The following is a 14,824-nucleotide window of genomic DNA, read 5'->3' as shown; positions in this document are numbered from 1 at the left end:
GCCGCCTACCAACTGACTGAACGGACCTTCGGGTCACCGACAGGATGCAGCCGCCCAGTTCTTGGCTTCCAGTGCCGAGGCGGGCGCAAGGTCAAGTAATGCCATGATAAAGCCAAGCGTCAGCCATCCTCCCCATCACCGCCGGCGTGTCGCTATCGCCGGCGGTGGTTTGGCCGGCTTGCGGGCCGCGGAGGAATTGCGGCGCCAGGGTTTCGACGGCTCTATCAGGATGCTCACCGCCGAAGCGGTTGCGCCCTATGACCGGCCGCAGCTTTCCAAGAGCCTGCTGGTCGGAACCACATCGGTGGAGAAGGCCATCTATCGCGACGCCGAGTATTACAAGAAGCTCAGCATCGATTTGCTGCTCGAGCATCGGATCGACGGTCTCGACCTTCACGGACATTGCCTGAAGACCAACAATGGGTCCGTTGATTTTGATCACCTAATAATCTGCACAGGGGCTGCGCCGCGCCGGTTGGGCAGCCTCGTCAATCTGGCCGGCGTCCACGAACTCAGGACCCTCGCTGACGGAGTGGCAATTCGCGATGCTTTGGCAAACGCTCCCCGCGTGGTTGTCGTCGGTGCCGGGTTCATAGGATCCGAAGTCGCTGCGAGTGCCCGCGAGCTGGGTTTGGAGGTTACGATCGTCGAGGCTTCGCCGGCGCCACTGGCACGTGCGCTGGGCGACGACATGGGTATCGCCTGCGCCGGGCTGCATGCCGACCATGGCACCCGGCTCCTCAAGGGTGTGTCGATCGCTTCCATCGAGGGCAGCGGTCGCGTGGAGCGCGTCCGCCTCACCGACGGGACGGCGATCGACTGCGATCTGCTGGTCGTCGGCATCGGCGTTGTGCCGACTGTGGACTGGCTGGCCGGGTCCGGGCTGCCGCTCGACAATGGCGTGGTTTGCGATGCCACGCTCTCGACCCCGGCCACGGGCGTCTACGCCGCCGGCGACGTTGCGTCTTGGCCGAACGAACTGTTCGGCCAGCGCATGCGCGGTGAGCAATGGACCAATGCGGTGGAGCAGGGCCGTCACGTCGCCCGCAACTTACTCGCCAATGCCGGCGAACAGCTGCCATTCCACGGCAGCAACTATTTCTGGTCGGACCAATACGGCGTGCGCATTCAGTTTGCCGGCATCACCGCAGCCGACGAGATCCGCATTGTCGAGGGCGCGGTCGCCGAGCGCAGGTTCCTGGCCTGGTATCGCCGCGGCGACCGCCTGGTCGGTGCACTGGCCATGAACGAGGCAAGGAGCCTGATGCTCAGCAAGACATTGATCGAGCGTCGCGCCAGCTGGGGCGAGGGCATGGCCGCCTTCGAGAAGGCCACGACCTCATAGACCCCGCGCTCGCAGGGCGGCGCATCCGAAAACAAGTCAATTTTGTTCAATCGGTCTGATGGAGGATCCGATGGTTGGAAGATATTGCAAATCGCTTGCCGTGGGTGCCATTGCGTTGGTTGCCGCAACCTCGATGGCAGATGCTGCCTTCAAGCTCTCCGGTCCCGCGAAAATCGCATTGGTCGTCTTCACCAAGAAGAACGACGGCGGCTGGTCGCAAGCGTTGGACGAGGCGCGCCAGCGCATGGAAAAGGAGCTGGGCGTCTCCATCCCCGTGATCGAGAACGTGCCGGAAAATGCCACTGCGATCCGTCCAGCAGTGGAGCTTTTGATCCAGCGTGGCTTCAACGTCATCATCGGCTCGGCCTTCGGCTATTCCGACACGTTCAAGGAACTCGCCGAGAAGTATCCCGACGTCGCCTTCCTCAATCCGGCGGGCACGACCAACGGCCCGAACCTCGAAAGCTTCTACGGCCGCACCTACGAGAGCCAGTATCTGTGCGGCATGGCGGCAGCCGGCGCCTCCAAGAGCGGCAAGCTGGGCTTCGTTGCGGCCAATCCCTTCGGCCTCGTGAACTGGACGGTCAACGCCTATGCGATGGGCGCCCGTCAGGTCAATCCAAAGGCAACCGTCACCGTCGTCTTCACCGGCGCCTGGAACGATCCGGTCAAGGAGCGCGCCGCTGCCGAAGCCCTCGCCGAGCAGGGCATCGACGTCATCGGCCAGCATGTCGATACGCCTGCGGTGCAGCTGGTGGCACAGGAAAAAGGCATCTACAGCACCGGCCACCATCGCGACCTCTCGGAGTTCGCACCGAAGGCGACGCAGTGTTCCTCGGTCTGGGTGTGGGATCGTTTCCTGCTTCCGGAAATCAAGAAGATCGAAGCCGGTACCTGGGAGCCGAGCCCCTATGGCGCCTTCCTGTCGATCAAGGAGGGCGGCACCGATGTCGCCTGTTGCGGCGAGGCCGTGCCCAAGGAAGTCGCCGACAAGGTCAAGGCCACTCGCCAGGCGATCGTCGACGGCAAGCTGCAGGTCTATGGCGGTCCGCTCAAGGACCGCGACGGCAAGGAGCGTGTGGCGACCGGTGCCGTGCTGGGCGACGCGGACCTCTGGAGCATGGACTGGTACGTCGACGGTGTGATCAGCCAGCAGTGACCGTCTCTAGGGCGAGCGAAGAGGGAGCGCCCTCCGGTCTCGGAGAATTCCAAGCAGTCAGGATTTTCAACCAGACAAATGGAGGGTCTCATGAGCAGGTTTTTTGTAAGCTTACTCGCAGTGGCTGCTTGCGCACTGGTCACCGTGGCCTCTGCGTCGGCGCAAGCCGCCTTCAAGCTCGCCGGTCCGCCAAAGGTGGCGATGATCATGTACTCGCCAAAGGACGACAAGGCGTGGTCCGAGGCGTTCGAGAATGCCAGAAAGAAGATGGAGTCCGATCTGGGGATCAAGATCGCATTGGTCGAGAACATCCCCGAAAACGCGACAGCCGTTCGCCCGGCTGTCGAGCTCCTTATCAGCAAGGGCGTGAACATCATCATCGGCACGGCATTCGGATATTCCGACGCCTTCAAGGAACTGGCCGAAAAATATCCCGATGTCGCCTTCTTGAACGGTGCTGGAACGACCAACGGTCCGAACCTCGAGAGCTTCTACGGCCGCACTTACGAGAGCCAGTATCTGTGCGGCATGGCAGCAGGTGCAGCCTCCAAGACAGGCAAGATTGGCTACGTGGCGCCCAATCCGTTCGGCCTGGTCAATTGGGCAATCAACGCCTTCGCGATGGGCGCGCAGCAGATGAACCCGAAGGCCACCGTGACGGTGATCTACACAGGATCCTGGAACGACGTCGTCAAGGAGCGTAGCGCCGCCGTTGCTCTGGCGGAGCAGGGCATGGACGTCCTCGGCCAGCACGGAGCGACGACGGCAACCCAGATGGTTGCCCAGGAACGTGGCATCTACGCAACCGGCCATCATCTCGATCTGTCGTCGCTCACGCCGAAGACGATGCTTTGCACGTCATCCTGGGTTTGGGATCGCCTGCTCTCGCCGATCGTCGCCGACATCGAGAAGGGCGCCTGGAAGCCCAACGAATACGGGTTCTTCGCTTCCATCAAGGACGGCGGCACCGACATATCCTGCTGCGGTCCGGGCGTACCGGCAGATGCCGCCGCCAAGATCCAGGCGGAACGCCAGGCGATCATCGACGGCACGAAGAAGGTCTACGCCGGCCCCCTCAAGGACCGCGACGGCAAGGAGCGTATTCCGGCAGGGGCCGTCCTGAATGACGCGGACCTGTGGGCGATGGATTGGTATGTGCCCGGAGTCGTCAGCCAGCAGTGAAACGTAGCCGCGGCGGTCCGCGCCGCGGCCTTTCTCCCGGAAGCGTTGAGTCAGGATTGCAATCATGATGGCGATGGAACTTTCAGGCGTGTCAAAGTCGTTCGACGGCTTCCATGCGCTGTCGGCCGCGTCCTTCTCAGTGGCGCCGGGCGAGGTGCATGCTCTGCTCGGCGAGAACGGGGCCGGCAAGTCGTCATTGATGAATGTCGCTGCCGGCCTTTACCAACCCGACGAGGGACGCATCAGCATCGAGGGCCGCGACGTCCTGATCGACGGGCCGATAGCAGCCAAGCGGCTGGGCATTGGCATGGTGCACCAGCACTACAAGCTGGTTAAGGCATTCAATGCGCTTGAGAACGTGCTTCTTGCATGCGGCAAGGGGCGTTACGGTAAGAGCATCGCCGATGTCGAGGCATCGATCCGGCGCCAGAGCGAAGCAATCGGCTTCGAGGTCGACCTGAAGCGCCCCGTCGGTGCGCTGTCGGTTGCCGAACAGCAGCGCGTCGAGATTCTCAAGGTGCTGGTCGAGGGCGCGCGCATCCTCATCCTTGACGAGCCGAGCGCGGTGCTGACCGACAAGGAAGCCGAGGCCTTGCTCGGCGTGATGCGGCAACTGGCCGGCCAGGGTGCCGCCGTCGTGCTGGTAACCCACAAGCTGGCGGAGGTGCAGCGTTTCGCCGATCGGGTGACCGTCATGCGCGGCGGCCGCACCGTCGCCTCCGTCGATCCGAAGTCGCGCTCGATCGACGAGCTGACGGCACTGATTGTCGGTGACGTCCAGGCAGAGGTCCGCAAGCCGGCTACCGCCCCGGGCGCACCGATCTTGAAGCTGACCGGCGTTGCCGGCCTTCGCGCCGATGGCCATCGCGCGCTCGCCGATGCCAGCTTGGAGCTGCGCCGGGGCGAGATCTACGGCATCGCTGGCGTCGGCGGCAACGGACAGTCCGAATTGGCCGAAATCTTGATGGGCGTGCTGCGCCCTGTGTCCGGCAGCATCGAATTCGACGGGGTTGGCGAGATCGGCGGAGACGGCGCCCGCCGTCGCCGCGAACTGGGCATCGTTTCGATACCCGCCGACCGCCAGACATACGCTCTCGCCGGCGACCTGTCGGTCACCGACAACTACGCGGTGCACGGCATTCGTTCGCACCGGTTCGGCGGCTGGGCGCGTGTCGACAGCCGCGCCGCGCAAGCCGAGACGGCCGCCGCGGTCTCGACATTCGAAGTCAACGGCGTGCGAGGTCCACGCCAGAAGACCGCGCTGCTGTCGGGAGGAAACGCCCAGAAGCTGGTCATCGCGCGCGAATTTGCGACGCTGCCGCGGGTGGTCGTCGTGCACAGCCCAAGCCGCGGTCTCGACGTGCGTGCGACGGCGGCAGTGCACCAAAGACTGCGCGATGCGCGCGACAGCGGTGCCGCCGTTCTGCTGATCAGCGAGGATCTCGATGAAATCCTGCTGTTGTCTGACCGCATCGGGGTGATGAGCCGCGGAAGGATCGCACGGGAGTTTGCCGCGCCAGTCGACCGGCAGGCGGTGGGAATGGCGATGGTGCACCATGACTGATATCGAACACAACGTCCCGCCCGCGCTTGCGGTCGGCAATCCCGATCAGCGGCGCAAACGACACGGGTTTGGCCGGTTCAATCTCGAGGTTCGCCAGCATGCACCGGCCTGGTATCAGGCTGTCGCCCTTGCTTGCGGTGTCGGTGCGGGCCTGTTCATTGCCGCGCTGATCCTCGTGGCGTCCGGCGTCGGCTTCTCCGACCTCGCCAACGAATTCGTCTTTTCGATCTTTTCCACCCCGCGCAGCCTGGCGGACGTGCTGACACAAGCCGCACCGCTGCTCATCGTCGGGCTTGCCGCGGCCGTGGCGTTCAGGGTGCGCTTCTGGAACATCGGCATCGAGGGGCAGATGATCCTCGGTTCGATTGCGGCGACGGCGGTGGCCATCGGCAATGTCGGGCCGGCGCCGATGCGGCTGGCAACCATGTTCTTCGCCGCTGCTTTGGGCGGCATGATTTGGATGCTGATCCCGGCGCTGCTGCGCCTCCGCTATGGCGTCAACGAGATCATCTCGACGCTGCTGCTCAACTACGTGGCGTTCAACCTCCTGCTTCATCTCCTCTATGGCTCGTGGAAGGATCCGAAGAGCAGCTTCCCGAACTCGGAGCAGTACGAGGCAACGGAGCGGCTCGCGACGGTTGGGTGGGAGAGCCTGACCTATGCGCTGCCATTGGCGCTTGTCCTGACGGCAGTCATCTGGTGGCTGCTGAACGTCAGTCGCTACGGCTATTTCACCCGCGTCGTCCAGGCCAATCCGCGCATGGCCGCGGCGATGGGCTTGCCGGTCGTCGCAGTCACCGTGGGTGCAGCGCTGCTGTCGGGCGCACTCTCCGGCGTTGCGGGCTTTGTCATCAGCGCCGGAGTCGAGTACCGGATGACGCAGAGCTTCTTTGTTGGCTATGGCTTCTCCGGGATTTTGATCGCGTTCCTCGCGCGCAACAATCCGCTCGGGGCCGTGCTGGTGGCACTGTGCGTGGCGACATTGTTCATCGCCAGCCAGAGCCTGCAGGTCTTCTACCAGATTCCCGGCTCGGTCGTGCAACTCGTGCAGGCGGTGGTGGTGATCTGCGTCGCGGCTTCGGAGTTCTTCATACGCTACCGCATCCGCCGCATTCACAGGGGATCGTGATGATCGACTTCCTCGTCAACTGGGCAGCCAATGTTCCGGCGTTCGCCGTGCCCTTCGCGCTCGCCGCACTCGGCCTGATCGTCACGGAGAAATCCGGCGTCCTTTCGCTGGGGGCCGAGGGCTATCTGCTCATGGGGGCTCTGGCGGGAGCCGGCGCCTCCGTCGTGATCGGCGACCATGCATTGGTTGCCTTCGCCGCGGGAGCGCTGGCGGCGGCTGCACTGTCACTGGTGTTTGCGCTGATGGCCGTGACGCTCAGGGTCAATCAGGTGGTGGCCGGCCTGGTCATGGTATTCCTGGCCCAGGGCCTGACCGGATTGATCGGTACCCAGCAGGGATGGACCAATCGACCGATTGCCGGTCTCGAGCGGATACCGTTCGGGCCTCTGGCCGATATTCCAGTGCTCGGTCCGATCCTGTTTCGCCAGGACATGCTGGTGTACCTGACGCTGCCGATCTTCTTTGCCGTGGCGTACCTGATGTCGCACACCATGGTCGGGCTTCGGCTGCGCGCCGTCGGCGATGCCCCCGAAGCCGCCGATGCCGCAGGCACGAGCGTTACACTCTACCGCTACGGCGCGATCGTCGCGGGCGCGGCGATCGTCGGTCTGGCGGGAGCCTACCTCTCGGTCGGTGTCGCCAAGATGTGGGTCGAGGGCATGTCCGGCGGCCGGGGGTGGATTGCGGTCGCGCTGGTGATCTTTGCGCGCTGGCAGCCTTGGCGGGCTCTCGCCGGCGCCGTCTTGTTCGGCGGCATCGAGGCTCTGATCCCGCGCGTTGCCGCAGTCGGCCTGCAGGTGCCGCAATACTTCATGCTGATGACGCCCTACATAGCGACGCTGGCGGTCATGGTCTACGCCAACCTGAACAAGAGCAGCGAGAGGCGGTTCGACGAACCGCGCGGGCTCGGACAGCCATATCTGCGGGAAGAGCGTCGGTAACCGACGCAGTTTCAGGCGGGCGGCGCGCGGTCGTGGCGCAGCCGTCCGAACACTGCCGCCGGGCATCAATACGAATTATCCGAATAGAGGCGATGATATCCATATTTTGGAGATAGCCGCTTGATTTGAAGTTCGCTTTCTGCAACATGTGAATGCAATATCTAATATGTGGATACGGAGGAGAACCAATGGGCCTGCGAATTGCCATCGATACGGGCGGTACCTTTACCGACGTGGTTGCGATCGACGAAGCGACGGGGCAGATCACTGCGGTGAAAACGCCCTCGACGCCGGCTGATCCGAGCGTCGGTCTTTTGAACGGCGTCCGTCGGGTTCTAGAGGAAACCGGGGGCAAGGACGAAGACCTGCAGATGCTGCTGCATGGGTCGACGGTGGCGACCAATGCCGTCCTCGAACACAAGTTCGACGGGCTGGGGCTGGTCGTGACGCGCGGCTTCCGCCACATGATCGAGATCGCCCGGCAGTCGGTTCCAGACGGCTATGGCAACTCCTTCTTCTGGGTCAAGCCGCCGCGCCTGGTGCCGCTTCATCTGGTTCGTGAGGTCGGCGGTCGCATGACCTTTGCGGGCGAGGAACTCCAATCGCTCGATGAGGCCGAGACGCTGCAGGCGGTGCGCGAGCTGGTCGAGGACGGGGTGACCTGCATCGGCGTTTGCCTGCTTCATGCCTACGCCAACGACGCTCATGAGCAGCGCATCGGCGCGCTGATCAAGGAGCATTTCCCCGATGTCTTCGTCTCGCTGTCGTCGGTGGTGCTGCCCGAATACCGCGAATACGAGCGCGCGATGACGACGCTCATCGACGTGCTGGTGAAGCCTTACTGCAAAACCTATCTGCAGAATGCCGCCGATCGCATTCGCGCTCAGTCGGGCGATATTCCGTTCCTGATCATGCAGTCGAACGGTGGCGTGGTGAAGCACTCCACCGCCGGCGAGAAGCCGGTGACGATGCTGCTCTCGGGGCCGGCGGCTGGCATCCTTGGCTCGATCCACATGGCGCATCTCGCCGGCTACAAGGACATCCTCACCGTCGACGTCGGCGGGACCTCGACCGACGTCGCGATCATCGAGAACTACACCCCCATGTACACCTCGGCCTCGATGGTCGAGAGCTATCCGGTCAAGACGCCGATGCTCGACATCGTCACCGTCGGGTCCGGCGGCGGCTCGATCGCCTGGATCGATCCCTATGGCCAGCTGAAGGTCGGGCCGAAGAGCGCTGGGGCCGATCCGGGCCCGATCTGCTATGGCAAGGGCGGCACCAAGCCGACCGTGACCGATGCCGCCATTTCCCTTGGACGACTGCCGGCGGCGCTCATCGGCGGGGCGATCAAGCTAGATGCCGATGCCGCGCGTGAGGCATATAGGAAACTGGGCGCCGAGTTCGGCATGTCGGCGGAGGAGGTCGCCGCAGGCGCCCTCGAGATCGCAGCCGTCAATCAGGTGTTCGGCATCCGCCAGGTGACGACGACCCGCGGGCGCGATCCGGGTGCCTACGCCATGGTCGCATTCGGAGGTGCTGGGGGGCTGTTTGCCGCCGAAGTGGCCGACTTCCTCGACGTGCGCACCATCGTGTCGCCCCCAAACCCGGGTAATCTCTGCGCCTTCGGCCTGCATGTCTCCGACGTGCGGCGCGACTACATCCGCACCATGGTGCGCCGGCAGTCGACGGCCGATGCCGCCGAAATCCTTACCGCCTGGGACGATCTGGTGCGTGGCGGCATCGCCGACATCGCGGCCGAAGGCATCGCCAAGGACAAGATCGAGATCCGCCGCGTCGCCGACGTCCGCTATTTCGGCGAGGGCCACGAGGTGCAGGTCGACATTCCCTCCGATCTCGGCGGAGAAGCCGCGATTGCCCACCTGTTCAAGGATTTCCACCGCGTTCACGACCAGACGTTCGGTTTCCACTATGAGGGTGAACAGGACGTCGAGGTGGTCAATCTGCGCGTCCAGGCGGTCGGCGTCCAGCACCGTCCAAATCTCAAGCCGGACATGGTCGCCCGCGATGCCGCTAGGCCGTTCGGCCACCGGATGGCCTACTGGCGCGCCACCGGCTGGGTGGACTGCCCTCTCTACAATCGAACCGAGCTTGCCGTCGGACAGCAGATAGCCGGCCCGGCGATCGTCGAAGAATACGGCTCGACCGTCGTGGTTCCGGCGAGCTGGAGCGTCCGCGCCGACAAGTACGGCAACCTCATCCTGGACAAGAACGCCTAAGCGGAGGACACCACATGCTTGACAAGACAAAGCGCACGACCCTCGGCCCGATCGAGCTCGAGGTGATCCATGGTACCATCCGCGCTGCGGAACTGGAGATCGAGGCGGCGGTGGAGCGCACCGCGCGCTCGCCGATGATCCGCGACCAGCACGACTATCGTGTCGCGTTGTTCGACGCCAAGGGCCGGAAGCTGACGGGCCGCTCCTACTCGGCGATCGTGGAGCCGGTGTTCGAATATTTTGGTGCCGACAACATCCATCCCGGCGACGTCTTCTTCTGGAACGATCCGTACAATTCCTGCGGCGGCATCGGCCACGTACCCGACCTCTGCACGACCGTGCCGATCTTCCACGGCGAACGGCTCATCGGCTTCAGCCAGGTGTTCGGTCACCACGACGACATCGGCGGCGCCGTGCCGGGCAGCCTTCCCGTGCACGCCACCGACAGCTGGATGGAAGGCGTGCTGATCCCGCCGATCAAGCTCTATGAGCGGGGCAAGCTCAACGAGGCGGCGTTCAAGATCATCGTGCGCAATTCGCGGCTGTCGGAACATCTGGCTGGCGATCTCGATGCCGAAATCGGCGCGGCGAAGCTCGGTTCCCGGCGCATCGTCACGCTCGCGGAGCGGTATGGTGTCGACACCCTGGAAGCCGCTTTCGACCAGATCCTGAAGAACACTGCGGAAATCTTCCGCCGCGAGATCCTTCCGCGCATCAAGGACGGCGAGTATCACTTCGAAGACTACATCGAGGCGGACGGCGTCGAAGAAGCCCGGCTGCACGCCCTGCGCATCAAGATGATCAAGACGCCCGAGAAGATCATCCTCGACTTCACCGGGACGGACCCCGAGGCGAAGGGGCCGATCAACTGGTCGCTCGACGAAATGGAGGGCCGCTACTTCCGGAAATGGCTGGCGCCGACGCTGCGCTCGCTTGCTTCCTCGCCCGAGCGGGCGGCGGAGATCGATTCCAACGAGGGCGTGCTCGACGTCATCGACGTGGTCTTCCCCGAAAAAGGCACGCTGATCACGCCGACCTTCGGAAAGCCGACGGGCATGCGCTTCTTCCTGATGCTGCGAACCCTCGGCTCGTTTGCGGCATGCCTGTCCAAGGCGACCGACGGCATGATGCCGGCCGACCACGAGACGATCCGTATCTGGGGTGTCACCGGTGGCAACACGCAGGACAATTTCTTCCTCTTCCGCGAGGTGCTGGGCGGGGGCAGCCCGGGCCGACCCTGGGCCGACGGCTCGGACGTGGTCCATATCGTGCCCAACTCGAAAAACCTGCCGGCCGAGTTTTCCGAGACGCGCTATCCGATCCTGGTCGAGCGCCTCGGCCTGAAGCAGGGATCGGGCGGTCCTGGCTACCATCGCGGCGGCTTCGGCTATGACAAGCGTATCAAGATGCTGGGCGATTGCCGCCTGATCTCCAACGCTGACCGATCGCTGCTCGGCTGCTACGGTGTCAACGGCGGCAAGGCTGGCGCCAACTATCAGGTGTCGGTCAGCGATGTCGACGGCGGCGAGACCGTTCACCCGGGCATGTGCGATACCGTCACCGTGCCGGTTGGTGCCTCGATCACCATCGTTACGACCGGCGGCGGCGGCTGGGGCGACCCTTTGCAGCGTCCGCTCGAAAAGGTGGTCGAAGATGTCCAGTGCGGGCTGGTGTCGCCGGAATCGGCACGCGACGACTATGGGGTCGAGCTCGTAAAGTCCGGTCGCAACTGGACGGCCGATGCCGCGGCGACGGCCGCCCGGCGCAGCAAGCTGGCGAAGGAGCGCGGCACGCCGCCGATGTTCGACCGCGGTCGATATTTCGACGACCTTAAGGTCGCCGGGAAAATTAGCCGGCCGGACGGATGGACCGACCCGGATGCCGGCTGGTACGCAAAGCCGGTAGCGAAACTTGGTCCGCATGACACTGGGAGTGAGGCATGAAGATCAGTCAATCCTTCGAAGTGGCACGGCCCCTTCCTGCCGTCTGGGATTTGTTCCAGGATGTTCCCGCCGTCGCAGCTTGCATGCCCGGCGCCGAACTTACCGAGAACAAGGGCGACGGCCTCTATGCCGGTCGGGTCGGCATCAAGCTCGGCCCGTTCGGTGCTTCCTTCGAGGGAGAGGCGCAGGTAACGGCGGACCCGGCCAGCTTCGTCGGCCGGGCCGAAGGGCGCGGCATCGACAAGAAGGGCGGCAGCCGCTCCAGGCTGGTTATGGACTACCAGCTCAAGGAGGCCGGTTCCGCCACGCTCGTCAGCATCGACGCGGATATCCAGCTTGCCGGGCCCATCGCCCAGTTCGGCCGTACCGGCATCGTCACTGAGACCGCAAACGTGTTGATCGGGCAGTTCGTCAAGAATGTCGAAGCCCGCCTGTCGGGAGAGGCATCGGAAGCGTCAGCCCAGTCGAACGAGATCAGCGCCCTGAAAGTCGCCGGCATGGTCATGAAGTCATACTTCAAGCGATCCGGCTCCTGACCGTTTTCGATCACGGGCGGCCCCAGTGTCATGTGACCGGCGGGCCGCCTCTAGCGGGGAACTGATCGTCGCGCTTCACCAATTTTGATGTGGTGGGGCGGTGCCCCTTTGATCGTGGTGGATTGCCGGGCCTGGTTTGCCGCGAAGGAGAATCCAGTTGAAATCACGTGCCGCCGTCGGGGTGCCCGCATGGTCGAGGCCGACAAGATCATCGGCGTGGATATAAATCCCGCAAAAGCAGATATGGCGCGCAGGTTCGGAATGACCCATTTTGCCAATCCGCGCGAGAGACCGGCAAGGACGACGCGTCCGTTCCAACTGGTGACCGGCCGGGTCTGGAAGGGCACGGCCTTCGGTGGTGCGCGCGGGCGTACCGACGTGCCCGGGATCGTCGACTGGTACATGGAGGGCAAGTTCAACATCGACGATCTCATCACCCACGCAATGCCGCTCGATGAGATCAACACCGCCTTCGACCTGATGCACGAGGGCAAGTCCATCCGATCGGTCGTCCTGTTCTGACCCCGATGGCCTTTGTCGTCTGATCTTGGCTGCGGTCAGCCGGGCCCGCCAGCCGAAGCATGCCCCGGCAATGGAGGAGAACATGAAATCGTTGCACCCTGCCATCGATCGTGGCGTCAAGCCGGGAACGGGCGGCTTTGCCGGCGGAACCCTGGTCTGCGCCTGTGCCGACCGGCCTGTGAAGGTGAAGATCAAGGGCGACGTCGCCCACAATCACGCCTGCGGCTGCACGAAATGCTGGAAGCCTGATGGCGCAACCTTTTCCATCGTCGCGGTCACCGCGCACGAAAACGTCGAGGTTCTCGAAAACGGCGACAAGCTAGCGGTGGTCGATCCGGGCGCGCTGATCCAGCGCCATGCCTGCACCGAATGCGGCGTCCACATGTACGGCCCGGTCGAGCGCGCCCATCCGTTCAAGGGCCTCGACTTCATCCACCCGGAGCGGTTCCAGGAGAATGGCTGGTCCGCGCCTGGCTTCGCGGCCTTCGTCTCTTCGGTCATCGAAGCCGGCGTCGATCCGTCGGCGATGGACGGCATCCGCAAAAGACTCAACGAGCTTGGCCTTGCGCCGTATGACTGCCTCTCCCCGGCCCTGATGGACTACATCGCCACCTGGACGGCGAAGAAGAACGGGGTGTTGGCCTGATTCCAGGTCCTGCGAGCCGCAAGCGGAGCGTCGGTTCCAATGAGGTGCCGACGCCGTTTGCGCTGCCGCTCACATGCCCTGCGCGGCCGTAGCTGCGCGAGGCCGCGGTTCCGCCCGCTGATCGGTTGTCATGTGAAGATAACCGTATGGTGATCCCGACAGGAATCGAACCTGTGACCTACAGATTAGGAATCTGCCGCTCTATCCTACTGAGCTACGGGACCACTCGGCTGCACACATAGCGGCTTCGAGCGGATTCGCCAATGGTTTTTGGCGGGGCCGGCCAAGTTCGGGGCCGGTCCGCACTTTTCTGCACCGCGATCAGGTCGCGAGCGCCGTCTCCGCCAGCCGCACCCAATAGCTCACGCCGTGCGGGATCACCTCGTCGTTGAAGTCGTAGGCGGGGTGGTGGAGATTGGCGCTGTCGCCGTTGCCGATGAAGATGAAGGCGCCGGGGCGTGCCTCCAGCATGTAGGAGAAGTCCTCGCCGCCCATCAGCGGCTGAATGGCCCGGTGCACCTGCGCGTCGCCGGCGATCCTGGCGGCCACGTCGCCGGCGAAGACCGTTTCCTCGGGGTGGTTGAAGGTGACCGGATAGTTGGCGTCGTAGTCGAGTTCGATTTCCGTGCCCGTGGCCTCCGCCACGCCGCGGCAGATGGCGCCCATGCGCTCCTCGGCCATCTTCGCCACGTCCTTCTTGAGCGTCCGCACGGTGCCGGCCAGCACCGCCTGCCCGGGGATGATGTTGTAGGCGGTTCCGGCGTTGAACTTGGTCACCGAGACGACGATGGCTTCGGCCGGGTCGGTCGAGCGCGCGGCGATGGTTTGCAGTGCCGCCACCAGCTGGCTGCCGGCGACGATCGGGTCGATGGCGCGGTGGGGGATCGCCGCATGCCCGCCCTTGCCCTTGACGGTGATGGTGAACTCGGCCGTCGCCGCCATGATCGCGCCCGGACGGATGGCGAACTGGCCCACCGGCAGGCTCGGCATGTTGTGCATGCCGAACACCTTCTGGATGCCGAAGCGCTCCATCATGCCGTCCTTGACCATCTCGTTGCCGCCGCCGCCGCCTTCCTCCGCGGGCTGGAAGATGACGGCCACCGCGCCGGCGAAGTTGCGCGTCTCGGCGAGATATTTGGCGGCGCCCAGGAGCATGGCGGTGTGGCCGTCATGGCCGCAGGCATGCATCTTGCCCGGCACCTTGGAGGCATAGGGCTTGCCGGTGATCTCCTCGATCGGCAGGGCGTCCATGTCGGCGCGCAGGCCGACCACGCCGCCGGCGCCGAGGCTGCCCCTGATGAGGCCGACCACGCCGGTCTTGCCGAGGCCGGTCACGATCTCGTCGCAGCCGAACTCCTTGAGCTTGGCGGTGACGAAATCGGCGGTCTCGAAGACGTCGAAGTTCAGCTCCGGCTTCTCGTGCAGGTGGCGGCGCCAGCCGGCGATCTCTTCCTGCATTTCCGCGGCTCGGTTCAGGATCGGCATGTTGTGTCTCGGCTTCCTGTCTGGGGGAACCGCGAGGTTCCCGGATTCGCAATTGTGATCGCGCAAGCTCTGCCATCTTGGCGTCACATAGGCTATTTAGCAGCGGCGGCGACGCCGATGCCAGGCTTTGAC

The 14,824-nt window shown here is 64.2% G+C and carries 11 protein-coding genes, 1 tRNA gene and 1 pseudogene; 11 read left to right on the top strand and 2 right to left on the bottom strand.

The features are described from left to right. Positions 1-103: 103 nt before the first annotated feature. From AmiPiv_RS21530 to gfa, 11 genes and pseudogenes are all read left to right on the top strand, one after another. The gene (locus AmiPiv_RS21530) at positions 104-1,345 is read left to right on the top strand and encodes an NAD(P)/FAD-dependent oxidoreductase (RefSeq protein ID WP_340040679.1); all 1,242 of its coding nucleotides are present in this window, start codon (positions 104-106) and stop codon (positions 1,343-1,345) included. A gap of 70 nt (positions 1,346-1,415) precedes the next feature. After that, complete coding sequence (locus tag AmiPiv_RS21525) at positions 1,416-2,504, top strand: BMP family ABC transporter substrate-binding protein (RefSeq protein WP_340040677.1); 1,089 nt, start codon at positions 1,416-1,418, stop codon at positions 2,502-2,504. Positions 2,505-2,594: 90 nt separating this feature from the next. Next, a complete protein-coding gene (locus tag AmiPiv_RS21520) occupies positions 2,595-3,686 on the top strand; it encodes a BMP family ABC transporter substrate-binding protein (RefSeq protein ID WP_340040675.1) in 1,092 nt (363 codons plus the stop codon). Between the two features lie 64 nt (positions 3,687-3,750). Continuing rightward, positions 3,751-5,250 carry an ABC transporter ATP-binding protein gene (locus AmiPiv_RS21515; RefSeq protein ID WP_340040673.1) on the top strand — a complete coding sequence of 500 codons (1,500 nt, stop codon included), beginning with the start codon at positions 3,751-3,753 and terminating at the stop codon, positions 5,248-5,250. Beyond that, positions 5,243-6,379 (top strand): ABC transporter permease, encoded by a 1,137-nt coding sequence (locus AmiPiv_RS21510; protein ID WP_340040671.1) that lies wholly within the window; start codon positions 5,243-5,245, stop codon positions 6,377-6,379. Before AmiPiv_RS21515 ends, AmiPiv_RS21510 begins: the two co-directional genes overlap by 8 nt. Next, positions 6,379-7,320, top strand: coding sequence for an ABC transporter permease (locus AmiPiv_RS21505; protein ID WP_340040669.1), 942 nt, complete (start codon positions 6,379-6,381; stop codon positions 7,318-7,320). Before AmiPiv_RS21510 ends, AmiPiv_RS21505 begins: the two co-directional genes overlap by 1 nt. 188 nt (positions 7,321-7,508) lie before the next feature. Continuing rightward, positions 7,509-9,560, top strand: coding sequence for a hydantoinase/oxoprolinase family protein (locus AmiPiv_RS21500; RefSeq protein ID WP_340040667.1), 2,052 nt, complete (start codon positions 7,509-7,511; stop codon positions 9,558-9,560). A gap of 14 nt (positions 9,561-9,574) precedes the next feature. Next, positions 9,575-11,503 carry a hydantoinase B/oxoprolinase family protein gene (locus AmiPiv_RS21495; protein WP_340040665.1) on the top strand — a complete coding sequence of 643 codons (1,929 nt, stop codon included), beginning with the start codon at positions 9,575-9,577 and terminating at the stop codon, positions 11,501-11,503. Then, the gene (locus AmiPiv_RS21490; RefSeq protein WP_340040664.1) at positions 11,500-12,039 is read left to right on the top strand and encodes an SRPBCC family protein; all 540 of its coding nucleotides are present in this window, start codon (positions 11,500-11,502) and stop codon (positions 12,037-12,039) included. The genes AmiPiv_RS21495 and AmiPiv_RS21490 overlap by 4 nt, the downstream gene beginning before the upstream one ends. A 177-nt stretch (positions 12,040-12,216) precedes the next feature. Next, positions 12,217-12,561, top strand: a pseudogene (locus AmiPiv_RS21485) (S-(hydroxymethyl)glutathione dehydrogenase); the annotation flags it as partial. 82 nt (positions 12,562-12,643) lie between these two features. Then, the gene (gene gfa, locus AmiPiv_RS21480; RefSeq protein ID WP_340040662.1) at positions 12,644-13,207 is read left to right on the top strand and encodes an S-(hydroxymethyl)glutathione synthase; all 564 of its coding nucleotides are present in this window, start codon (positions 12,644-12,646) and stop codon (positions 13,205-13,207) included. Positions 13,208-13,354: 147 nt separating this feature from the next. Here gfa and AmiPiv_RS21475 read toward each other — a convergent pair. Both AmiPiv_RS21475 and AmiPiv_RS21470 read right to left on the bottom strand, forming a co-directional pair. Continuing rightward, positions 13,355-13,431, bottom strand: a tRNA-Arg gene (locus AmiPiv_RS21475). 97 nt (positions 13,432-13,528) lie between these two features. Beyond that, positions 13,529-14,692, bottom strand: coding sequence for a M20 aminoacylase family protein (locus AmiPiv_RS21470; protein WP_340040660.1), 1,164 nt, complete (start codon positions 14,690-14,692; stop codon positions 13,529-13,531). Positions 14,693-14,824: the final 132 nt, after the last annotated feature.

It is taken from the genome of Aminobacter sp. Piv2-1 (genome assembly GCF_037625995.1).
Taxonomy (GTDB): Bacteria; Pseudomonadota; Alphaproteobacteria; order Rhizobiales; family Rhizobiaceae; genus Aminobacter.
The sequence above is the reverse complement of the archived record's forward strand: the minus strand, read 5'-3'. Positions and strand labels throughout refer to the sequence as shown.